Source organism: Capnocytophaga granulosa ATCC 51502 (genome assembly GCF_000411115.1).
In the GTDB taxonomy this organism is placed as follows: Bacteria; Bacteroidota; Bacteroidia; order Flavobacteriales; family Flavobacteriaceae; genus Capnocytophaga; species Capnocytophaga granulosa.
The window spans coordinates 1-23,346 of the sequence record NZ_KE150256.1; the positions used below are offsets into that span (position 1 = coordinate 1).

At 41.2% G+C, this 23,346-nt stretch carries 15 protein-coding genes; 5 read left to right on the forward strand and 10 right to left on the reverse strand.

Annotated features, from left to right (window positions below):
• The 4 genes from HMPREF9331_RS08940 to HMPREF9331_RS13445 all read right to left on the reverse strand — a co-directional run.
• A partial coding sequence (locus tag HMPREF9331_RS08940) for a toprim domain-containing protein (protein WP_016420648.1) occupies positions 1-1,047 on the reverse strand: 1,047 nt, incomplete at its 3' end.
• A complete protein-coding gene (locus HMPREF9331_RS08945) occupies positions 1,019-1,429 on the reverse strand; it encodes a helix-turn-helix domain-containing protein (RefSeq protein WP_016420649.1) in 411 nt (136 codons plus the stop codon). The genes HMPREF9331_RS08945 and HMPREF9331_RS08940, both read right to left, overlap by 29 nt.
• A 314-nt stretch (positions 1,430-1,743) precedes the next feature.
• Complete coding sequence (locus HMPREF9331_RS13440) at positions 1,744-2,073, reverse strand: RteC domain-containing protein (RefSeq protein ID WP_081638607.1); 330 nt, start codon at positions 2,071-2,073, stop codon at positions 1,744-1,746.
• A complete protein-coding gene (locus tag HMPREF9331_RS13445; RefSeq protein ID WP_016420650.1) occupies positions 2,033-2,569 on the reverse strand; it encodes an RteC domain-containing protein in 537 nt (178 codons plus the stop codon). The genes HMPREF9331_RS13440 and HMPREF9331_RS13445 overlap by 41 nt, the downstream gene beginning before the upstream one ends.
• Before the next feature lie 355 nt (positions 2,570-2,924).
• Between HMPREF9331_RS13445 and HMPREF9331_RS08960 the strand changes: the two genes are divergently transcribed.
• From HMPREF9331_RS08960 to HMPREF9331_RS08970, 3 genes are all read left to right on the forward strand, one after another.
• Positions 2,925-4,952 carry a DUF6493 family protein gene (locus HMPREF9331_RS08960; RefSeq protein ID WP_317042415.1) on the forward strand — a complete coding sequence of 676 codons (2,028 nt, stop codon included), beginning with the start codon at positions 2,925-2,927 and terminating at the stop codon, positions 4,950-4,952.
• A 17-nt stretch (positions 4,953-4,969) separates the two neighbouring features.
• Positions 4,970-7,663, forward strand: a complete 2,694-nt coding sequence (locus HMPREF9331_RS08965; protein ID WP_016420652.1) for a DUF6493 family protein — start codon at positions 4,970-4,972, stop codon at positions 7,661-7,663.
• Between the two features lie 86 nt (positions 7,664-7,749).
• Positions 7,750-10,479 carry a DUF6493 family protein gene (locus HMPREF9331_RS08970; protein ID WP_016420653.1) on the forward strand — a complete coding sequence of 910 codons (2,730 nt, stop codon included), beginning with the start codon at positions 7,750-7,752 and terminating at the stop codon, positions 10,477-10,479.
• 77 nt (positions 10,480-10,556) lie between these two features.
• Here HMPREF9331_RS08970 and HMPREF9331_RS08975 read toward each other — a convergent pair whose 3' ends face one another.
• The gene (locus tag HMPREF9331_RS08975; protein ID WP_016420654.1) at positions 10,557-12,062 is read right to left on the reverse strand and encodes a RagB/SusD family nutrient uptake outer membrane protein; all 1,506 of its coding nucleotides are present in this window, start codon (positions 12,060-12,062) and stop codon (positions 10,557-10,559) included.
• Between the two features lie 11 nt (positions 12,063-12,073).
• Positions 12,074-15,202 carry a SusC/RagA family TonB-linked outer membrane protein gene (locus HMPREF9331_RS08980; protein WP_016420655.1) on the reverse strand — a complete coding sequence of 1,043 codons (3,129 nt, stop codon included), beginning with the start codon at positions 15,200-15,202 and terminating at the stop codon, positions 12,074-12,076.
• Positions 15,203-15,572: 370 nt separating this feature from the next.
• Here HMPREF9331_RS08980 and HMPREF9331_RS08985 point away from each other — a divergent pair, with 370 nt between their 5' ends.
• Together HMPREF9331_RS08985 and HMPREF9331_RS08990 are read left to right on the forward strand one after the other, a co-directional pair.
• Positions 15,573-17,087, forward strand: coding sequence for a hypothetical protein (locus tag HMPREF9331_RS08985; protein WP_016420656.1), 1,515 nt, complete (start codon positions 15,573-15,575; stop codon positions 17,085-17,087).
• Between the two features lie 51 nt (positions 17,088-17,138).
• On the forward strand, positions 17,139-18,494 hold the full coding sequence (locus HMPREF9331_RS08990; protein WP_016420657.1) for an SWIM zinc finger family protein: 1,356 nt from the start codon (positions 17,139-17,141) through the stop codon (positions 18,492-18,494).
• 4 nt (positions 18,495-18,498) lie between these two features.
• Here HMPREF9331_RS08990 and HMPREF9331_RS08995 read toward each other — a convergent pair whose 3' ends face one another.
• From HMPREF9331_RS08995 to HMPREF9331_RS09010, 4 genes are all read right to left on the reverse strand, one after another.
• Positions 18,499-19,239 (reverse strand): lysophospholipid acyltransferase family protein, encoded by a 741-nt coding sequence (locus HMPREF9331_RS08995; protein WP_016420658.1) that lies wholly within the window; start codon positions 19,237-19,239, stop codon positions 18,499-18,501.
• Positions 19,240-19,271: 32 nt separating this feature from the next.
• Entirely contained in the window at positions 19,272-20,729 is a 1,458-nt protein-coding gene (locus HMPREF9331_RS09000; RefSeq protein WP_016420659.1) for an MFS transporter, read from the reverse strand.
• An 86-nt stretch (positions 20,730-20,815) separates the two neighbouring features.
• Positions 20,816-22,252, reverse strand: a complete 1,437-nt coding sequence (locus tag HMPREF9331_RS09005; RefSeq protein ID WP_016420660.1) for an MFS transporter — start codon at positions 22,250-22,252, stop codon at positions 20,816-20,818.
• 177 nt (positions 22,253-22,429) lie between these two features.
• Entirely contained in the window at positions 22,430-23,344 is a 915-nt protein-coding gene (locus tag HMPREF9331_RS09010) for an NADPH-dependent FMN reductase family protein (protein ID WP_016420661.1), read from the reverse strand.
• Positions 23,345-23,346 lie beyond the last annotated feature (2 nt).

Genomic DNA, 23,346 nt, shown 5'->3' on the forward strand with positions numbered 1-23,346 from the left:
CAGTGATAGGCTTTCTTCATAGTGTTTGCTAAGGGTCTGATAAAAGAGTTGCAATAGGTCTCTACCCGTTTTACCTTGTGCAAAATAATCGGATATATCTTTATCCTTTTTAGTACCTGAAAGAGGTAAAACTAAACGAAATACTTCTAAAGGTGCTAATTGGGCTTGTTGCTCTAAGGAGGCTCTTTTACCTGTTTCGTCGCTATCAAACAAAAGGACTAAATGTCGGAATCGCATTTTTAGCTTTTGGAGTTTTTGTAAAGGAATGTGGGCTGTTTCGCTATTGAAACAGATAGCCGAAAAGCCTCTACTGGATAAACTCATTACATCTTTTTCACCTGCGGTGATAAAGAGAATGTCGCCTTGTAGAGGTAGCTGAGACTCACCAAAACAATAGTTTTCGGGATTACCTCCATAGAGAAAACGCAGTTTAGAAAAGGGACGATAGACCTTTAAATGCTTTTTAAAAAGGTAAGCAAACATCCACTCATTATAGGTGGAGGCAATAGTGTAAGGTTTGCCGTCTTTATTGGTGCTTGAATAGCTTTGCAGAGAGATCACGTTGTATTTTTTTAGGATTTCTTGGGTGATGCCGTATTTCTGCCAATAGGCTAACTCTTCTTGGGTAAAAGGTTTTTGGGTGAATTGGTAAGAGATAGATTTTTTGGTTTCTGGGGTAGTACTTTCTATGGTGATAGTGGGAGGTATTTGAGGTTTTTGTGTAATTATAGAGGTGGATTCCTCTAAACCCAGATGTAAATCTCGATTGATAATTTTTAGGATTTCGATAAAGTCAGAGGCATTTTGGCAGTCCAATTGATAGAGGTAACCTACCAAGAAAAAACAGTCACCCCTGAAAGTATCGTTGCCAAAATCTTTCATTTTATAAATGCCTTGTTTGTCCTTATAGATATTGCAGGAAGCATTTTTATCGTCATAGAAAGGGTTTTTAAAGTTTTTACCTACTCGCCAGTTGCCTTGTAGATAGTGCTGGAAGACCTGTAGTCCTCCTTCGGTTCTACTTAAAATATCTTGCTTTTTCAACATAACCTTTGGCTTTTTGAGTGAGAGATTGCAAGTAGCTTTCAGTGTTTTCTACCGATTGACTGATAAGGAGTTTGCGAATGCTTCCCAAAGTATAGAAATATTGTCCATAGATTTTGGAGTAGGTGATTTCATTGCGTTTGCGCATTCGCCATAGGGTTTTCTCACTTAGGTGGAGATATTGACAGATTTCTTTTTGGTTGAGCCACAAACTATCCCACTCAATAGGCTCTTGCTTGAGTTGGTTTTCAATGCTTTGGAGTTGCTCCATAAGGGCTTTCCAAGCGGATTCTTCAATGGTGATTAAATTCATTGCGTATAGGGTTAAATTCTCGGCGGCAAAGTTCTGACAAATACAAAACATAAACTGCCAAGTACTACCCATTGAAATGTGCATTTTAACGCAGTTGAAGTGATTTTTATTTATTACGTTGATTGTAAAGAGATTAATAGGTGTTTTGGAAGATATTAGAGATGTTTATAGGAAGAAATGTCTAAAAAATGCCAATGGGCTATAATGGGCTTTTTTTGAGAAATGGAGGTAAAAGTGTGTAGGGAGTTTCTATAGAAGAGTTAAATTGAAAATAATGAATATAATATTTGATTATAAATCCTTCTCCCTAAAAAAGGGAAACTGTCTATTTCCCTAAAAAACTGATTAAATAATGGTTTAAACGTTTTTATTTGAAGTTAGCAAAACTACTTTTGGTCGGAGTTGTTCATATAAACCAGTAAAGAGGCTTTTACTTCATCAAGGAAAGGGGTGAGACTTTTTGAACGTCCTTTCATACGATGGAAAACATGGTACTGCTCTACTAATTCTACGTTAAAGAGCTTCTCGAAGACTTTGGTAATCTGACTAATAGGGAGTTTTCCATAAGAGATACATCCAACAGAATGCAATCCATAGATGAGTTCTACTAGTTGGCTTTTTTTGCCTGTCCACTGAAGATTTAGTGCTTCTAAAAGTAGTTTTTCTTCTTTAACTTCAGTACGAAAAAAAAAGATAATCGGAGAGTTCCTTGACAGCCCCTATCTTAGCAACTTCAAAGCTACGACAGGTAGAAAAGGCTCCATCAAAAGAAAACAAATACCCCTCATTGCTTTGAGGAAGGTAATCATAATTGCGAGTAAAATACTCTACATCGCGATTAGTTCTTCCTAAAGCAATATAACTAAAGAAATCGGTTGCTTCTAAAGTCTCTGACTCTTTAAACCATTGGGTTTCTTTGTCTTTTAGAAACTTTTTAGCAGCCTCAGTAGAGAGCAAAGTTGCTTTACTTTCTATCTGGTAAACCTCATTGTAGAAAATGAGTCTGCTAACAATTTGAGGTTGTACCTCGCGGAAGAAATGTATCTCTTCTGCTTGGTCCGTAAAACCTCGTTGCTGTACCTCTTCCTTGACCTTCCTTAAGAGGTCTTTTAGGAATTGTACCATTTCTAAAGATTCTTTAACCACGGCGGATCCTTCCAGCGTGGTTTGGCGTTCTCTTACAGCCAACTGATTCAAAATTTGTTGAAACATAGAATCAAATATTTAAATGATTTATTGCGCTATATTACAAAAAAACAATGATATACGCAAACTAAAAAAAATCTTCATTTTTTAAACAGTTGGTTTGCAGAATATTTACAATTAGCTCCACGCAAACGTGCGCTGCTGCATAGGCTTCTACAGAAGCCTATGCAGCAGCGCACGTTTGCGGGTGCAAAGGTAAAATTTTTTGTTTATATTGTCAAGATGTTGTACCTTTGCACCCAGAAGTTACTGAGAAAATAGGTATAATCAAATGAAATAAGAACCATTACTAAATCGTTACCTACTCTTATTGTAATCCCTGTATCTTCTTTATTTTGAATAGATTATAAAAGTAGTTTCAATTTTGGCTAAAAATAACTATTTCACAAATCGAGATATTGTAAAGCAATACCTTCAGGCTTTGTTAAACCCTTGGAAGAAAAACATCCTCAATGCCTATTGCCGTTGGATAGAAGCTATCAACCCTACTGCTGACGAAGTAATTGAAAACCAGCATATTCTATTTTCAATACTCAGCTTAGGCAATACAGCCCTCATCAACTTTGCGATGAAGCAACTGCAAAAAGCTGCTAATGCTTCTGCTTTTGATTTTCAGTCCTTTGCGGATAACTTTACCTTGTGTTTTGCTATCCCTAAGATAGCCAAATCACAGCTTATAGGTTTGGATATTTTAGAAGAATACTATAAAAAACAAGCGCCCACTAATACTGAATACCGTGAGCAACTGGCTGTACTCTTTACTGTGCCTGAGGTGATATTACAAGAGAAAGTAGCAGGACTTTTAACTACTTACTTTGCAGAAGAAGGATTGGCGGAAGTAGTGGCACCCTATAGAGATTATTTGAAGATTCCTACCCCTGTTTCTCTCCCCCAAGAGGAGGAGCCCCTTAATAAGGAGGCTTGCCAAGATAATATTTCATCTTCATTTGAGAATCATTTTCCTTTGGAGGTTGACAAACTTGAAGTACCTACTACTGCTGATGCCTTGTTGTTCTTATTAGGGGATTGCCTTCGTGAGCGTACTGCGGGGACTATAGACCTCTTTTTTGAGGGGCTTGTACAGCTGCAAGAGAGCCTTCCTGCTAATTACACTAAAGAGTTGGCTCCTTACCTTAAAAAACTGATGAAAAATCATTATTTGGATAGTGTAACAACCATAATAAAGGGCTTTTTGTACTGCTACTCACATCAAAAACCTCTTGAAATACCTTCTTATCAATACACTTATGAGGAGAGTAATGCTTTGAGAGAAAAACTTGATGAAGCCGCTTTTGAGGAGTATCTTCTTTGGGGTAGGCTGTATAATCATAAAACTTTTATGCCATTCCTCTTTCACAAGGCACAACTCACCTTGAAATATCTTAATGAAAAAGAGGTATTGCTATTCCTTTCGACCCCTACGCACGAGCCTTTTTATATAGAAGCCGAAATATTTGTAGATAAACTACTACAATATGAAGCTGTGAATAAGCAGCCAGACCTTCACGACCTTATAGTGGCTTGTAATAGACTGTTATTTAGAAATGTTTCGGCAGCAGCCAAAGCAAAAGCCCAAAAACTCAAAGGTATGTATGCCCCTGCTATTCAGTATTATTTAGGTATTACTGATAAAATACAACCAACTGAAGAATTCTTACCACTTTGGACGCAAATCACTCGTATCAAGCACCCCGATAGAGAATTTCCAGAATTTGAAACCACTTCAGCTAAAGAGATTCCCAGTGTAGTAAAACCTTATTACATAGGTTATGGATGGACAAAATGGAGAGACAGAGATATATTTACCTTTCATAATTACGATATAGGTTATGATGAGAAAAGCGAAAAAGGCTATTGGATAGAGCACTATCGGAACTCTTTTTCGCCCCTTTACTACAATGCTTGTGGAGGTAGTACCCCCCTATCGACAGAGGTGAATTACCTATTGAGTTTGAACCCTCATTACCCTGATGCTATTCTGTGCGGTTATATAGCCAATAATGCTTGTGGGGCAGAAGAAATACGCAATATGCAGCTACCATTAGAAGCTATTTTGCGTTATGATTTGCGCATGCGCCACAGTGGTTGGCTGTATATAGGTGCGTGTTTGTTATACGACAAACGTCCGTCGCGAGATTTGGCTTATGAATATATACTTCAAGCCCTTACAAGAGGTGAGGATTTACATTATGTAGCACGCTATTTAAGTGATGCGTTGGCTATGCATTTTAGTCCAATCAATCGGTTTGTAGAGTTTTTAGACCGACCTACCCGCGACCCTAAAGTAAAGGCTTTCCAAAAGAAAGTTGTCGCCCTTTATTTAGAAGAAGCGAAAAAGCAGAACAAACTCCCTCGCAATCACAAAAAATTAGTAGAATTTAGTCATTAGTCATTGGTCACTTAATTATGAATAAAGAATTAATCTCAGCCATTAGAGAAGAAAATTGGGCAGAAATCCGTCGCATCGCCTTTGCTTTACCCGAAGAAGAAAAAGCTTTTTTCAAGGATAAGTTCACCTATCACAATGTTCAGGAGATTTATCCAGAGACACCCAAAACTCATCGTTATGGAGCAAACAAGGAGTTCGCTGTAAGCTATGCAATGATGTGTATTTGTACTAACCTCAAAGAATTGGCTGAAGTAGAAAACCGCTTAGACTTTGGTTTCTATGGGCGTCGTTATTATCAGCAAAAATACCTATTCTTATTTCTGATTTCTCAGCAAGCTCAAGCCTTTATAGACTTTCTACACACACCACAAGGTGCTTATATGGCAGAAGGCGCCCAAAAGATGTATATAGAATACCCTAACTACCTCTCTTTTGAGATGCTTTTAGCACTCTACAAAGAAGGATTGCTCCCTTTCAATGAAGAAATATTTGTAAAAAGAATGTATGCTATGGAATATCATCGTACCCAAGAGGAGCTTGTTGTACAATTGCTTAGTCAAAATCCTGAGCTGGCAACGCGCGTGATTCCTCATACGGCTAAGTATATAGATTATACACTTGGATCCAACTTGGAATGGAAAAAAGTCTTTACCCTGCTTTGTAAGAAAAATTATTTCCCTGATAAGAGCTTTATAACCAGCTTTGTAGAAGTACTACTCAACCCTTGGAAAAAGAATGTATTGGATATGTACTGCCGATGGATTGAAGGACTTGCCCCCACCGAGAAGGAGTTGCTCCCAAGCCAGCACACGCTCTTTGCCTTGCTAACCTTGGACAAGTCCTCGCTTATCAACTTTGCGATGAAGTGTATTGCTCAAATAAGTACCCATCCTGCCTTTGATTTCCAAGCCTTTGCCGACAATTTTGCACTTTGCTTTACCGTGCCTAAAATCGCTAAATCCCAACTCATAGGAGTTGAAATCTTAGAAAAATACTACCAAAAGCAAGCCCCTACTAATCGGGATTACCGCGAGCAATTAGCGGTACTTTTCACTGTGCCCGATACCAAACTTCAAGAGAAAGTCGCCAGTCTCCTCACCACTTATTTCAGTGGAGAGGGCTTAGCGGAAGTGGTAGCACCCTATCAGGATTACCTAAAAATTCCTACCCCCGTTCCCCCTTCCGAAGGAAGGGGGGCAAGCCTCAACAGCACTCAAGAAACAGCCACTACCCCACCTACGTTGTCTCCCTATTCCGAAGAGAAGGAAGTAGCCACTACGCTACTTGCGTTGTGTCCCCCTTCGGGAAAGTCTGCGAGAGCAGAGTATGTGGAGGGGATGCTCTTCCTCCTCGGCGACTGCCTACGCGAGCCTGCTGCTCATACAATAGATGTCTTCTTGGAGGGACTGATCACTTTGCAAGACGACTTCCCCGCCGATTGGGCAAAGTCTCTTTCACCCTATATCAAACAGCTTACCAAGCGAAAGGGCAATGAAATCCCTACAGATACTATTCTCTTAGGAGTCTTATGTGCGTTGATTGACCAACGTCCCTTAACTCTTGACCCCAAATGTAGCTATACATGGGAGGAGATGAATCAAAAGCGCAAAAAGCTCTCCGAAAAAGAGTTTGAAACCTATACAAGGGATTATTACTTAGACAAGGCTCGCCAAGTCCTGCCGTTTCTTTTCCGTAAGGGGCAAATGGTCATTGATGCTATCCTTGAGCACTGCCACTTGCCATTGCTCTCTACCCCTACTCATCTGCCTTTCTATATAGAGGCGGAGGTACTGGTAGATAAGCTCTTGCAATACGAAGCGCAAAGCAAAGCCCCTGACCTTGACGACCTCATTGTAGCTTGCAATCGTTTGCTCTTTAAGGAGGTTTCAGCAGCAGCGAAGGAAAAAGCAAAACAACTCAAAGGGGATTATGCTAAAGCTATTCAGTATTATTTAGGTATTACAGATGACATACAACTAACCGAAGAGCTTCTCCCGCTTTGGGCACAAATCACCCGTATCAAGTACCCCGATAGAGAATTTCCAGAGTTTGCTACCACTTCAGCTAAGGATATTCTGGGGGTAGTAAAACCTTATCTTATTGACTATGGTTGGCAGGAAGATGATGGCCATAAAGAATTTACTTTTGGACACCACACCAAGTGGGTAGGGATAAGTTATACAGACCTAAAGAATGCTTTCCCATATCGCTATTACAATGCCAATGGAGGGTGCTCGCCTATCAGTACTATTTTTGAATATAAGCTAAGCCTCAATCCTCACTACCCCGATGCGATGTTGTGTGACTATATTAGCACTTGGGTTACGGGCAACGAGGTGCGCGAAGTACGCAATATGTCTCTTCCTTTGGAAGTGCTTTTGCACTACGACATTAGGGTACGCCATAGCGGTTGGCTCTATATAGGAACTGCTTTGTTGTTTGAGAAACGTCCCTCTCGGGATTTGGCGTATGAATATATCTGTCAGGCCATCGCCCACGGGGAAGACCTCAGCTACCTAAAGACCTATCTCGCTCAAGTATTGGCTTGGGACTACCTGCCTATCCCCCGCTTTATAGAGTTCTTGGATCGCCCCAATCCACCAGCGGTAAAAGCCTTTGGAAAGGAAGTAGTAGCGCTCTACTTAGAGGAAGTGAAGAAGCAGGAAAAACTCCCTCGCTATCATAAGAAATTAGCAGCTTTTGGTGATTAGATTTCAAAATCAAAATAAAATCGCTATCTTTGCCAACTAATCCGATTACTTGGTCTATATTCAAAACTTAAAACCCTAAAAGAAAAATGAATCAACCCCTCATTACCGCCATTGCCGAAGGGGATTTCTCGGCTATTCTCAATATTACGAGCCAGCTCACCGATAGTGAGCGTTACGAAACCATCGCTGCTATCAAGGGTTTAAGCCCTTATTCAGAAACAGATTTCCCACAAAAGAACGTGGATAAAAAGGATACTTATCGCCATAAAGATAGAGTTTTTCACGCGCTTAACTACGCTCTTATCACTATGGTGCGCGAAGAAAGCGATATCGCCAAAGTGATGATTGATAAAGAGAATTATTTTGGTGAACCTTATCAGAAAAACCCTTATGCCATCTTAGGTTCTTTCTATTTTGAACCTGTAATCAACTACTTTACACAATTTCCGCCAGATAACTATATCAAAAAAGTACTTAAAGAACGATATAATAAAGAGATCGATGGATTGTCCTTTGGTTTCCAATGGTATTTCTATAAAAAAGGCTGGATTCCTTTTGATGAAGAACGCTTTGTAAAAAACCTTCTTGAGGTCTCTATGTTCAACCGATATGTAACCGCCGATGTAAACTTCCTCTTACAAAACCCCGAAGCCATTGAAAAGGTACTCCTACAACTCTACCGTATTGAGACGAAAGTACTCGACCTTTCCAAGTGGAAAAGTGATAACCCCTCAAGCAAAATCAGTACCTCTGGTGTTGCCAAAGTAACTACCTATTGGGATGAGGTATTTGAATTATTGGTGCATTATGGCTACCAAATTCCTCGTAGTTTTGTAGGGCAACTCTTGGAGTCACTACTTAACCAATGGAAGAAACCCCACCTTGATTGGCATTGTCGTTTGCTCAAATGGCTTGCCCCTACCCAAGAGGAACTTTTGGCTCATCAACAAACGCTCTTTGCCGTTTTAGGCACTGGAGTAGGTAGTGTAGTGAAGATCGTTATGGAATACATCGTCTCTATTGCTAATGCGCCAAAGTTTGATTTTGAGAGCTTTATGCAACAATTCCCACTTGCCTTCACCATAGAGAAGCAACCTAAAACACTCCTTCAAGGAGTAGAGATTTTGGCAAAGGAGTTCAAAAAACATGCTCCTACTGACCTGAGCTACCGCGAACAATTAGCGGTACTCTTTACCCAACCCGATGTGAAGCTACAAGAAGCTGTAGCTGAACTACTCACCACTTATTTCGCTGATGAGGGCTTAGCGGAAGTGGTAGCACCCTATAAGGACTATCTAAAAGGCAAAGCCCAAGAACTTCTTGTCACCCTAAGTCCTTCAGAAAATTCTGAGAACTCCCAAACTGCTTGTGCGGCTCGCACCCTAACACCTATAACCCATAATCTAACACCTGAAAAACTTCTTTTCTTCCTTGGCGATTGTATCCGTGAGAAATCAGCCGCTACTATTGATGTTTTCTTTGATGCGCTGGTACGCTTACAAGACCAAATCCCTGTGGATTACCCAGAGCAAGTAAAGCCCTATCTCAAGCAGCTCCTCGCTCGCGAATGGTCTATGGGTACAATGCCCTTACTATACTTATTTTTAGACTCGTGGAGTAACCAAAGTATCGAACCCCTTATCTATGATATAGATAAGGAATGGAAGGAGATTCGTAGGCTCTACAAAGAGGAAAAATATTCACAAGCCGACAAACTCGATAGAATAAGAGATATACACGAAGGTGCTAATCAAGCAAAAGAAACCTTCCCCTATCTCTTTAATAAAATAGCACGTACGTTCGAAAAACTCAAAGAAAAAGATACCCTACCGTTCCTCGCGACTCCTACACACGAACCCTTCTATATAGAGGCGGAGGTATTGGTAGATAAGCTCTTGCAATACGAAGTGCAAAGCAAAGCCCCTGACCTCGACGACCTGATTGTGGCTTGCAACCGTCTGCTCTTTTGGGAGGTTTCGGCAGCAGCCAAAGAAAAAGCTCAACAGCTCAAAGGCGACTATGCGCCTGCTATTCAGTATTACTTAGATCTTACTGATAAAATACAATTAAACGAAGCACTTTTACCATTATGGACGCAAATCACCCGCCTAAAACACCCCGATGAGGAGTTCAAAGTATTTGAAACTACTAAAGCAAAGGATATCCTTAGTGTAGTAAAGCCTTTCTATATCCGTTATGGTTGGGAGAAAAGAACTTATGCCAATGGTGAAGTAGGCGAAGAGTTCACCTATCACTGCAATCATTATTACAAATATGGCAAAGATAAAAGCCGTCCTGCCCTTTACAACTATTACAATGCCAATGAAGGGAAATGTACTTCGGCTCAAGAGGCAGAATATAAACTAAGCCTCAACCCCCACTATCCTGATGCGATATTATGTGCTTACATAGCGCTCTGGGCAACAATGAATGAGGCTGACCAAGTGCGCGATATGACCCTACCCTTGGAGGCTGTACTGCGTTACGACCTACGGGTACGCCACAGCGGTTGGCTGTATATAGGGGCATGCTTGCTCTTTGAAAAACGTCCGTCACGGGATTTGGCGTATGAATATATCTGTCAGGCCATTACTCGTGGGGAAGATCTCACTTACTTAAAGACTTACCTTTCCCAAGTACTGGCTTGGGACTTTCTGCCTATTCCTCGCTTTATAGAGTTCTTAGACCGCCCCAATCCACCAGCAGTGAAAGCCTTTGGGAAGGAAGTAGTAGCACTCTACTTGGAGGAAGTGAAGAAGCAAGACAAGTTACCGAGAAATCACAAGAAAATGACAAGTATAGTGACTAACGACTAATAACTAATGACTAATGACAAGTAACTAATAATTAGTTACTTATCACTAGTCATCGGTCATTGGTCTCTGATTACTAATTACTCGTTTTGTATCATATTAGGATTGGATTCCATTTCGGCTTTAGGAATTTGGTAAATCCATTTTTCACTTTCTGCGGGTACTTCTACCTTGAGCAAGTGGTTAGAGCCTGCCTCATAGCGGTTAATACCTGTCTTCCAGCGTTTCCAATCGAAGAAAGATGTACCCTCTCCCCATAGCTCTATACGACGTTGTAGGCGTACTTCCTGGCGAAGTTGTTCTTGAGTGGTAAGAGCAGAAAGGTCATAGGCTGCATCGTCTCGGTTGTCCTTTACCAAATATTCCAATGCTCCTTTTGCTTCATCTAAGAGGTTGTTTTCTACCAAGGCCTCTATATAGAGTAGGTAAGGATCTTCCCTACGAAGGTAGCAATAGTCGCTGGTAAAGTCGGTATTGGTTACATACTTCACATTGGCATACTTAGGCAAGTGCGGATTCATGGCTCGGTACTTAGCTGCTATATCAGGAAACAAGGTTTCGTTGATATACAACTTTTTACGTACATCTTGGTCGCCTATTTTTGCATAGAGATTGCTATAGATAAGCTTGAAAGCACCCCCACCTGCATAACTACTAGGTATACTGTTGTCCATGTGTGCATAGAAAGAATTCCAATAGGTTCTTGTCTCTTGGGTGATGTCAAATCCCCATAACCAAGAGTTCATACTGATATCCCATTTCCCAGCTTGTACGTCCGCGCTGGAGGTAAGCGAAGGAGTTGGCCCTTCGGTAGCAATAAGGGCATAGCGCTGTACCTCTGTCCAATTTCCTTGGCAGGCATAGATTTTGGCCAAATAGGCAGCCCCTACTGCCTTGTCTGCATCTGCTTTATTGTCAGGGGTAATCTGAAAGCGAGCATCATCCACCACCGTTAAGTCTGCTATCATTTGGTCATAGACCTGTTGCACCGTAGCACGAGGAAGCTTGTCGTCCCCAGGGTTAAGCATAAGGGGCACTCCTAAACTTCCCTGATTCCCTACATAGGTCTTGGCAAAGGTATTTACCAAATAGTAATAAAAGATAGCGCGCATGGTCTTAAGCTCTGCATATTTTTGGTATACCTCTTGCTCTGTATTTGTATCAGGAGCTGTAGGAAAATAGTCGGCCAAAACGGTATTGATAGAACTGATCTGCTTGTATAAGAAATTCCAGACAAAGGCAGGACGACGGAAATTGGCTTTCTTATTATCAAAATTATAGTCAAAGATAAACCAGCTACGAGAAGCCTGTACAAGGTCTAAGCCTGTATGGTCAAAACCTGCATCTACCGCCTTGAGACCAAAACCATCGTGGTTGGAATTCTGTGTGGCAGCATTGTTATTATAAATCCCTCTGAGTTCTATCTCCAAGAGTTGTTTTTTATTTTTTGCATTGCCTTGGAGTTCTTTTTTCCTTTGGTCGGTCAAATATTCATTCACCTCTGGGTCAAAAAAGTCCTTAGCACACCCTACAAACAAAACAGAGAGTAGGGCCATGGAAGCTATTTTCTTTATTTCTTTTTTCATAGGTCAAAATTTTAAAAACTAACAGATAATCCCATAGAAACAGTACGAATAGGGCTATATACTGCATAGGTATTGGTTCCTCCTATACTTGCACGAGGATCTAAGCCTTGGCGCTTACTCCACAAATACACATTATCGGCAGTGATATAGTAGCGCAATCTGCTTAATTTGAGTTTTTCAGTCACCTCAGGACCAAAATTATAGCCCAAACTCAAGTTTCTTAAAGAGAGATAAGAAGCATCTATAAGGAAACGATCGGAAGTTGCTACTATATTTTGGCTATTGAATTGTAGGCGAGGCACATCGGTATTGCGGTTCTCCGGTGTCCAACGCTTGCGAATATCGGTATGCCAACCTCTACCATTCCCACCTGTCTGCATAAGTCCTAAATACTGAGAATCATAGAACTTACCACCCAACTGGTAAGAGAATTGCAAGGCCAAATCAAAGTTATAGAAATGTAGCGTAGTACCGAAACCTCCTTGCAAATCAGGTATGGCGCTACCTGCATACTGCAAGCTATTGACAGACTCATAATCAGCACTTTGCTTTAATTCAAATTGTCCTGTTGCTTGATTCTTTATCCAATATTGAGCATCTCCATTATCAGGATTTACCCCTGCCCATTTGACCATATAGAAGTCGTAGATACTTCCTCCTTCTTTCATAATCTGGTTGCCACGAGTAAAGCCCTTTTCTCTGAGTTCGTCAGGAAGTCTTGTAACTGTATTCTTATAGTGCAAACCGTTGAAATTGACAGTCCAAGTAACCCTATCGGTCTTCACTGGAGTTAGCCCTATGGAGAACTCAACCCCTTGATTCTTCATATCCGCCACATTGCGAGGCTCAGAGGTAAAACCAGTGGAAGCTGGTACAGGCATATTGAATAACAAATCATTGGTCTTTTTATAGAAAAAGTCAGCTTCTATAGTTAGGCGGTTATCCCATAGGGCAGCTTCCACCCCTGTATTGAAGTTGCCACTCTCTTCCCAAGTAATATTTCTATTACCTTTGTAGAGTGCCTTAAGCCCCGGATTTTTACCATCAGAACTCACACTGTACAAGGACATATAAGGAGTATAAGAACGAGTACTGGTTCCAGGCAAATAAATATAGTCATTACCCTGTACCCCATAGCTGGCTTTAAGTTTCAAGCTATTGATAAAGCTTACCTTTTCCAAGAATTTCTCATTGCTCAAGAGCCATGAGCCACCCACTGACCAGAACGTACCCCAGCGATTTTCAGGCGCAAATACGGAAGAAGCATCGCGACGTAAACTGGCAGAGAGGAAATACTTCTGTTTGTAGTTTCCGTTGAGCTGTCCAAAATAACCTTCCACTGCATAAGTACGGTCATAGGACGAAAGACCTGTAGTTACTGCCGCATTGTCAAAGGCGGAATTGCTCGGATCCACGAAATTATTCTTGGTTCCTTCCATAGTACCCAAGCGTTTTTTATAGGTTTCGTGTCCTAAGAGAGCTTCTAGGGCATAATCAGTCCAATCCTTGTTATACCTTAGGAGTTGGTTGAAGGTCATCACTATATCATTAGAACTCTTCTTAGTAGAAGACCCGTTATAAGTCTTTCCTGCACCTCCTATAGGGGTCGTATATTCGTTGGAATTATAGAAATCCCCATAGAAATTTCCTGTTGTGGAGAACTTCAATCCCTGCACAATACTCATATCCAAGGAAAGTGCTTGGTTGAAATAGTAGTCCTTATATAGGTCAATGTCCTCATTCTGGGTAGCCACAGGGTTGGTATTTTCGTTATACTTACGTGATTCCCCAAAGTCATACTCTCCTGTAGGATTGCCATTGGCATCATGCTTATATACAGGATAGATAGGAGCTATATTACGTGTCCAAGAGAAAGGATTGGAATAAGAGTTTTGTTTCTCAGTCCCTTGTTGTTGCGTATGAGAGAGCATAGAAGAGGTATTAACCTTGAGCCATGGAGCTATTTCTCCTTTGTAAGAAAAGCGCATGGTATATCGATTAAAATAAGAGTTCATATTGTAGCCCTCATCACCTAAATAACCAAGGGAGAAATAGAAACTATTGAACTCTGTTCCTTTGGTTAGGCTTAGGTTATGTTCCTTACGTACGCGAGTGTTGAACAAGGCTTTTTCCCAGTTGTTAAAATCAGCATCTTTGTAGCGCAGTGTAGCCTGTGGGTTGAGCTTTCCGTCGGCTCCCACTAGTTGGTTATCTGGCACATTATAGATATTGTAGCCCCTTCCCACATTAGGAATAAGGTTTTTAGAGGCAAAAGCAGCCGCTGCAGCCGCATCTCCTCCCCCTCTAACTTGGAAATAGCTTTGGTTATAGAGTGCATTCCAAAGGGTCTGGTAATATTCGGCAGGAGACTTGATGATGTCATACTCAGGAATACCGCGATAGTTGAACCCTACACGTGTATCCACTTGTATGGAGAGCTTGCCTCGTGCTCCTGATTTGGTCGTGATGATCACCACTCCGTTGGCACCACGTGCCCCATATAGAGCAGAAGAAGCCGCATCCTTGAGCACATTAACCGACTCAATATCGTTGTTGTTAATAGCACTCAAGCTCCCTGCGAAAGGCACCCCATCTACAATAATGAGAGGGTTACTGTTGGCATTGATAGAGCCAATCCCACGGATACGGATACTACTGCTGGAACCAGGTTGTCCTGTAGAAGTAGAGATCTGCACCCCAGAGACACTCCCTTCGAGCGCCTTGGCCACGTCGGTAGTTTGTTTGTTTTGTATCTCTTCGGCTTTCACGGTAGCCATAGAACCTGTAAAGGATTTCTTATCGGCAGTACCATAGGCTACAGCTACCTTCTCAAATCCTACCAGTTCCTCTACATCGGGAAACATCACCACTTTTAGATGGGTGTTTTTCCCTACTTTCACCTCCTGTGTTGTGTAACCCACACTTGAGAACACAAGCACATCGTTTCGGTTCACTTTTAGTTCAAAGTTACCGTCATTATCCGTGGCCACTCCCTTGGTAGTCCCTTTGACTACCACAGAAACGCCCAACATACCTGAGCCTTCATCGTCCTTGACATTCCCTTTTATTTTCATCTCTTGGCCTAAAAGCCATAAAGGGAAGAAGACTAAAATCAATAGTAATCCTTTTTTGTTGTTCATATTCCAGTTGTTTAACAATTAAAAAATGCTTTGGTAGTGCTTTTTAAATAGGTTATTGATAAATATTTGTTTGTTATTAGCGTTTTTATAACTTATTCAAAAATCCACAAAACCTATTTAGGAGATAAAAATACGTATTTATGCCACAAAAATACGTTTTTTCTTGGATAAAACAAACAAAATACTACTTTTTTTTATATCTAAGACAAAAATATTTTTGTCAAACATATTAACTTATTGATTTTCTTATGTCTATCTTTTGATGTTAATAATTCAATAAGTTAATTTATTTGTTTACTAATTTGCTATTTTGCCAATTATATCCTATATTTGCACTCAAAACCAAAAAATCAACACTCAAAACTAAATCATGCTTGTACTCTCTTTCCTCTTGTCCTATATAGCACCCTTACTGCCTGGGGAATATATCCTCCCCTCCGAGCAGATCAATGTGATTGCCTTGGACACTACCGATGGAAAAACCTCCTTCTACAAGCAGCAAGGAAAGGCTTTTATTGCGTATGAGTTGGCATTTAGGACTGAAAAAACCTATACAGAACACAATGCTTTTAACCGACCTTATAAGACCTATAGTGCTTTTTGGAAATCACAAAACAAACCTCTCTCCTTAAAAACAATTTCAAAGAACAAAATTCTTATCTATACCAAAGATATCCGCCCTACCTTATATAGTGATTTTCAAGGGAAGGTATGGACCATCAAAACCGAGAAATCAAACCTTACAGATATTTTTCGCTTCTTAAACCCCTCTACTATTGCGTGGCAAGCGCTAAGAGAAGGTAAGGAAAAAGGAGCCTTTAGCTATGAGATACCAACAACTCAGGGTACAAAATACTTCTTCAGTAATCCCACTATAAGTAGAAAGCGTGAATACTACCTCTATGACTTTGGCGTACTTACCATGGACTTTGGCGCTGGCAAAAGAGCCTATTTCTATTGTCCTCTGATAGAAAACCCTGATGTGGAGAGAGATCCGCCTATCTATAGCTTTATTCCACTTGAGGAGCAAACCCTCACTTTTCCCTATTATGGCCGTTTGGAAGCGGTCGCTACGGAGGTTAATTATTGCATTGATTTAGACCATAATCCCATCAATTCCTTTCTGAGGGTCTGTGAGGGAGGCAGGTGCAATCTTATCAATCACTTTGGACAAAGGTTACTCCCTAAGTCCTACCCTTATATATCTACAAATGACTATATCATCATAGCTAAAGATAGCAAGGATATAGACCTCTATAATGGGTATCATCAAAAAATGAATGTAGGGACAGTGAAAGCTGCTCACTTCTATGACAAAGGAGTGGAAGTGCTTAACGAACATGGGGTCAATTATTACAATGTCTTTAGCCAAGCGGTAAAAGAATTCCCCGATACTAATATCCCCATGTGTGGTACAGGAAGTTGGGACTATTCTCTTATAAAGTACAAGGATACAGGCTATAGCCTTGAAAGAACTTTTGGAGCTTATAAGCACCTGCTTACTGACCGCTCCCCCGATGAGGAGGTACAAAAATTAGAAGCTATCAAAGGGAATGACAACACGGCTCAAGTCTATCTTCCTGTTGAGAAAAATGGCTGTAAAGGCCTTTATATATACAACTTCACTGAAGGGAAAGATGAAAAAATTACTGGCCGCGAGCTACTCCCTATGGCTTATGATGCGATATACTACCATGCTACTTTTAACCATCAGCCTTTCTTCTATATAGAAAAAGAGGGTAAAAAGGGTTTCTATCCTCCCCAAAAAGACCCTATCTATGACCATTTAGAGCAAGTAAGCGCTTCTTTCTACCGCTTTGAAAGAGATGGAATAAAAGGCTACTTAGATGGCACTTCCTTTAATGAGATAATGACCAATGACTAACGACTAATGACTAATGATTAACGATTAATGATTAACGACTAACAATTAAAAATGAATGATTTTCAATACGCTTATCCGTTTGCCTCTGTGATAGAAGAGGGGACGGCACACCAAAAGAATTTTATTTTTTCTCACTGTTCGGAACTGAAAGAAGACAATGCGGTGCCTTGCTTTTTTTGGGGTAATATCACTCAACCTTTTGTCGTGGCTAAGTGCTTGGCTACACTCGCCAAGACGGTAGCCTCCCAGTTTGCTATCGCCCCAGGGGTGTTGGCCAAGCTGCGCGACCCTATCATATCGGTAGGGAACCAACAGCTGCTTTTTGAGGCTTTTTCCTCCTGCAATAGCGTATATGCACGTGTATCGCTTCATAATGAGGTACTCGATGGGGAGTTTCTCAAAAGTGGCTGTACCAATATTGACTTCAATGATGCTACTGTACGTGCTTTCAATGCCGTAACCGCCTCAGAGCAAATGATCTTGGGCGTGGGACAAAAACAAACCCACTTTATCACTGACAAGCATAAAACAGTAGAAAAGAAAGTAACCCTTCCCAACCGATGGATTAAAGGATTGGGCAATGTACAGGTGTATCTTTCAGAAATGGAACTAGCCTATCGCCTGAATAAGGCCGAGGCTATACAGCTCTTCCGCTCCTTGCCCAAACAAGCAGTAAAGACTGATTATTATTTAGTCAAGCGGGGTGTCAGCTATGCCTTTGCCCCTACCCCTACTGCTGGAGCTATTAAGATAGGAGGCGCACACCGCCTGAACCTCTTACAGGGCTTACTACTGCTTGCCGATAGCCTTTTTATCTACCGCAATCCCAGTGAGCAAACAGTAGCTTTTGTGCTCAACTTCAAGGGGGTAGAGATGCTTTTCTTACTTTCGGACAATGTATATCGCGGTTTTTCAGGAGATGGGCGCTATTTAGAAAATATGATAGAGGATGTACCTATGGAGTGGCTGGTAGGTATCAACAACTTCTTCAAAACCAATGAGGTATTCTCCCCTACTATGGTTTCTATTGAGAACGATATTAATTTGGGAACCATGAATACGCTGCAAGCTTCCTTATCTAGTATTGGGCTATTAGGCTATAATCTTTTGGATAGGAATTATTTCTACCGTCGCCTGCCTTTCAAGCCAGAGCGCTTGGCAAGCCTCAATCCACGTTTGGAAAATGCTAAGAAACTCACTAAGAACAACGAGGTACAAATCATAGAACAGCACGATGATTTTGTCAAAGCCCATGTAAAAGGTACAGGAGGTGTTACCCATACGGTCATCATAGATGGCGACCATGCCCAATGTACCTGCAATTGGTATACCAATCACCAGACAAATCGCGGTCTGTGCAAGCATATCCTAGCCACTAAAATGATTGTCAATGAGACAGTAAGCTGATTGGCTAATGAGTATTATTTGTTAGGTGTTGTAATATGAGGGTGCGTACCTCTTCGCGTAGTACTTCTTTGTCCTCAAGGGTTTTGCCCTGAGTGTAGATAGGAGCTAATACATCTACCCGCATAACACCCATACTACCTGCAAAGCAACGAAAAGGGAAACGCTTTTTAGCATCATAGAAGACCATAGGTACTATGGGAATTTGGCACTCAATAGCAATGCGGAAAGCCCCGTCCTTAAAACTATCCAAGACGATCGACTCATCATCGGGAACACCCCCTTCGGGAAAAATGCAAATGCTCAGCTTATCAACTATACGCTCCTTAGCCTGCACATATACCTGCTTTCTACTCTGTGGGCTTTTCCTATCCACTAATATAGCCACTCGCCTGTAGAAGTAGCCAAACAAAGGCAAGGCAGCTAATTCCTTTTTCCCTACAAATACAAAAGGATTCTCACTACAATAGAACATCAGCATAATATCCATCATACTACAATGATTGGCCACGAGCATATAGCTATTATGGTCATTAGCTACCTTATATTCCCTTCTGATCTTGGGCAAAAAGCCCATGCCATAAAGGATAGGAGTTGCCCATAGGTGTCGCATAACCCAATACAAGGCACGATACCACTGCCTATGTGCAGTAAGCAGGAACAAGAGTGGCAATAGAAGTACTATAAGAGTGGTTACCAATATATAAAACCAAGCTCTCCAAAGTAGCCAAAAGAGGTATTTAGGCATTAGGGGGTAGGTTAGTGATTAGTGATTAGTGGTTAGTGATTAGTGGACTTTTTTAGGTAACGGTTAAAGAGGTATATAAAAAAGGCGGTAAGTATACCCATTGCGAAGATTATATACCAAAACTTATTAGGGTGATATGTGTTCCATAATAGGTCTGAAAGCTCCGTAGCGGAGAGGTGTAACTTTTCTTGGGCTTGTTCAAAGTATTCCTTTTTGTTGAGGCCTTCAGGTAAGGTGATCGCCCGTTTGTCCAATTCCATTTTAAGCAAAGAATGCTTATCTGACCACTTATCATATAAGTTTCCTGAGAAAAAACCTGTAATATAGCTGCCCACCGCTATAGGTAAGAAATAGGTTCCTTGGTAGAGCGCTTCCTTTCCCTTAGGGGTGATTTTTGCTATAAAGGCAGAAATAGTAGGCCCTACGGCTATTTCCCCTATGGCAAAAATAGCTGTTCCCAATACTGTAAAAGTAACTTCCTTAAACATAAAAGTAAGGGTAACCCCTATGGTCATCACTATAGTTCCGCGAATCATGGCTGAGACCTGATCCATTTTCATTACAAAATAGGAGATAGACATCTGGGTTAGGATAATCATTATACAGTCTATATTGCCAAACCATTCCGCTTTTATCCGTCCGTTTTCGGTAAAAGTAGTTCCCAAAAAAGATATATTACGATTGATCCAATCACTTTGCTTAGAGGAATCCACCCAATCTTCTATAAAATTGGGCAAAGTATAGAACAATTGATTAAAAACCGTCCAAAACCCTACCATAAGAAGCAACAGTATTGTTAGTTTCTTATCTTTTAAGGCTCCAACTATGTTCTGTACAGAGCCTTTTATCTCGGTTAGTAAGGGGATATTGTATTTTCTTTCCGCTTTGGGTTCCTTATAGAAGAAGAGAATCACAATAAGATTAAAGATAATTACCACCACTGCCTGTATAAAAATCACCTTCCACCCCATAGTAGTACGCAGGTAGGACGACATGGCAGGCCCTAATAGACCTCCTATATTACCCATCATATAGAAAAAACCGAACCCTAAGGTGCTATTACCCTCATCGGTATGGCGTGCTATGATCCCTTGTACTACAGGACGAAAAAAGCTACACCCCACAGAAGCTAAGAGAAAAGCAAAATAGGTATCCCAATAGCTACTGGCAACACTCATCAGATAATAGCCTCCTCCCATGATGACACAAGAAATAAGCAAAGAGAGTTTGTAACCAATCCTATCGGCAATTACCCCAAAGAACAATGGTAAGAGATACAGAATAGCGGTAATATGCGCCATGATATTCCCCTTCTGGGTATGGGTAAGGCCTAAGCCCCCCTCATCAGTACCTGCTACCAGATAGAGAGCAAGCAGTGAAAAGATACTAAAATAAGCCCAACGCTCCGTTAGTTGTAGTAAATTCCCTACCCAAAAGGTAGAGGAAAATGATTTGAGAGTTTGTGTATAAGATCTTTTTTGTTCAGTCATCAAAATTAATGTTTAGGGTTTAGGGGGTAGTGGGTAGTGGTTAGTGGTTAGTAACTGACTGCTGACTACTGACCACTGACTGCTGACTACTGTTTTTTCACGACGATTTTATTATAGATAAAAACAGAGATAGCGGTAAAGGCACCCATAGCCAGTGTTATATACCACAACTTATTGGGCTGATAGGTATTCCAGAGATAATCCGTAAGCTGAGTATGGGTCATTTGGAGTTTTTCTTGTGCTTGTTCAAAGAACTGTCGCTTACTCAAGCCCTCAGGAAGAGTTATCTGGCGAGAGGTAAGTTCCCGCTGAAGGAGAGAATACTTATCCGACCAAAGCTGGTAGAGGTTGCCTGTAACAAAGCCTATGAGGTAATTGGCCACTGCCACAGGTAAAAACAAGGTACCCTGATAGAGCGCTTCTTTTCCCTTAGGGGTAATCTGTGCTACATAGGCATAGAGGGTAGGACCTGCCATCATCTCCCCAGTGGCAAAAATTGCCGTACCTATAATGGTAAACCATACATTGTTAAAAACAAAAGTAAGCACCACCCCAAGTGTTGCAATCACTGTACCACGAATTAGGGCGCTGACCTGCTTCATTCGCATAATTATATAAGAGATAAGCACTTGGAAAATGATAATCATCACCGAGTCCAAATTACCAAACCATTCGGCTTTGATCTGTCCATTCTCAGTAAGGGTTGTCCCTAAGAAAGGAATATACTTATTGATCCAAGCACTCTGAGTGGAGGAATCCACCCAGTCCTCTATAAAGTTGGGCAAGGTATAAAAAAGCTGGTTATAGACCAACCAATAACCCACCATCAGAATCAGAAGTACCGAAAGCTTGGTATCCTTGAGCGCCTCGATGATATTGTGGAAAGATCCCTTTATTTCGTCCAAAATAGGGACATTGTATTCTCTATTAACTTTTTTCTCTTTATAGAAAAAGAGCACTACTAAGAGATTGACTAAGATCATCGCAGCCCCCTGTAGGAAAATGATACGCCAACCCATAGTGGTACGCAAGTAAGAGGAAAAAGCAGGGCCGAAGAAGCCCCCTATGTTGGCCATCAGATAAAAGAGACCAAAACCCATAGTGCTCGTCTTCTCATCGGTAGTGCGAGCGATAATTCCAGAGGCCACAGGCTTGAAGAAGCTCCCTCCCATAGCAGCAAACAAAAACGCTAAATAGATTGCCCAATAGCTATCAACCGTACCCATGAGGTAATAGCCTACTCCTATAATCACAAAGGCTATTATAAGAGAGAGCTTGTAACCAATACGGTCGGCTATTACCCCAAAGAAAAGTGGTAGAAAGAACTGTATCGCTGTTACATTGGCCAATATGTTTCCTTTCTGTATATGGCTTAGTCCTAATCCCCCCTCATCAGTGGAGGCTACTAAGTAAAGACCCAAGAGGGAAAAAACACCAAACCATGCGCCACGCTCGATGATTTGTAAGAAATTTGCCACCCAAAAAGTAGGGTTGTAAGACTTAATGGTCTGTATGAAAGACATCTTTTTTAATTGTTAATTGTTAATTGTCAATTGTTAATGATTAGTGGTTAGTGATTAGTGGTTAGTGATTAGTGGTTAGTGATTAGTGGTTAGTGATTAGTGGTTAGTGATTAGTGATTAGTGATTAGCTGCTGACCGCTGACTACTGACTACTAACCGTTGACTACTGACCGCTGACTACTGACCGCTGACTACCGACTGCTGAACATTGAGTACCTGGCGGGTGATCTTCTTATAGAAAAACGGATAGGTAAGCCAATAGAATAGCCAGACAATAGGCATGAGTATCCATATAGCAAAATATAGATAGACATGAAAGCACTTGAGAAGGAACTTTCGGCGGGGACTTCCGTAAATGAGCCTTGCCCATATACCAAAGAGACGATTGGCTTTCTTCTCGGCTGAGAGTAGGAAGGGTTTTACTTGCACTCCTCCTTGAGCGACTATCTCTTTTTGTAAAGCAGGGCTGTAATCTGCTATTTGCTTGTGCTTTAATACAATTTCTCCATATTGGGTAGCGCTGGCAATATCTCTGTCAGATACCCCAGGAAGGGGGAAAATACGCAAATACCTATCTTTTTCCCCTGTAAAGAGCCAATGAACGATGGTCAGCACGCTGATATGGTTATGATGCCTATCCGTCAGAGCGATATTAGCCACTATAGGTGCGTTGTACTTTTGAAGCATCTGTCCTATTTTCTCTTGGGCCTTGATCCACATATTGCGCGTACCAGAGAGGGTAACCACGGGCTTTCCACTAAGCAAGTGCGCAGCCTGCTCACTCTTGAGGAAGGAGGTTATCGGGATAGAGGGTGAAAGGTACCACACCTGATAAGCCAAGACGACAAGACTATACTGCTGCTCCATTATAGCGGCAGGTAGAGGCTTTATTGGCTGGGGAATCTGGAGGAAAGACTCAGGGAAAGCCCCAAAGAAAGCCTCGTTGTTCCATGGAAAGGGAAAGGGAGTTTCCATTTCTATCTCATAGTAGTCCACTGATATACCTGCCCCTATGAAGGGAGCCACAAAGTGATCCACTATCTGTTTGAGCTGACCCGATTGGGAGTAATATACCACTAATATCCGTTCCATCG

Excerpts from the sequence above, each read along its gene's own strand:
- HMPREF9331_RS09000 (WP_016420659.1), bottom strand. The coding sequence starts at position 20,729 with ATGACTGAACAAAAAAGATCTTATACACAAACTCTCAAATCATTTTCC.
- HMPREF9331_RS08985 (WP_016420656.1), top strand. The coding sequence starts at position 15,573 with ATGCTTGTACTCTCTTTCCTCTTGTCCTATATAGCACCCTTACTGCCT.
- HMPREF9331_RS09010 (WP_016420661.1), bottom strand. The coding sequence starts at position 23,344 with ATGGAACGGATATTAGTGGTATATTACTCCCAATCGGGTCAGCTCAAA.
- HMPREF9331_RS08980 (WP_016420655.1), bottom strand. The coding sequence starts at position 15,202 with ATGAACAACAAAAAAGGATTACTATTGATTTTAGTCTTCTTCCCTTTA.
- HMPREF9331_RS08965 (WP_016420652.1), top strand. The coding sequence starts at position 4,970 with ATGAATAAAGAATTAATCTCAGCCATTAGAGAAGAAAATTGGGCAGAA.
- HMPREF9331_RS08990 (WP_016420657.1), top strand. The coding sequence starts at position 17,139 with ATGAATGATTTTCAATACGCTTATCCGTTTGCCTCTGTGATAGAAGAG.
- HMPREF9331_RS08970 (WP_016420653.1), top strand. The coding sequence starts at position 7,750 with ATGAATCAACCCCTCATTACCGCCATTGCCGAAGGGGATTTCTCGGCT.
- HMPREF9331_RS08975 (WP_016420654.1), bottom strand. The coding sequence starts at position 12,062 with ATGAAAAAAGAAATAAAGAAAATAGCTTCCATGGCCCTACTCTCTGTT.
- HMPREF9331_RS13445 (WP_016420650.1), bottom strand. The coding sequence starts at position 2,569 with ATGTTTCAACAAATTTTGAATCAGTTGGCTGTAAGAGAACGCCAAACC.
- HMPREF9331_RS08945 (WP_016420649.1), bottom strand. The coding sequence starts at position 1,429 with ATGGGTAGTACTTGGCAGTTTATGTTTTGTATTTGTCAGAACTTTGCC.
- HMPREF9331_RS08995 (WP_016420658.1), bottom strand. The coding sequence starts at position 19,239 with ATGCCTAAATACCTCTTTTGGCTACTTTGGAGAGCTTGGTTTTATATA.
- HMPREF9331_RS09005 (WP_016420660.1), bottom strand. The coding sequence starts at position 22,252 with ATGTCTTTCATACAGACCATTAAGTCTTACAACCCTACTTTTTGGGTG.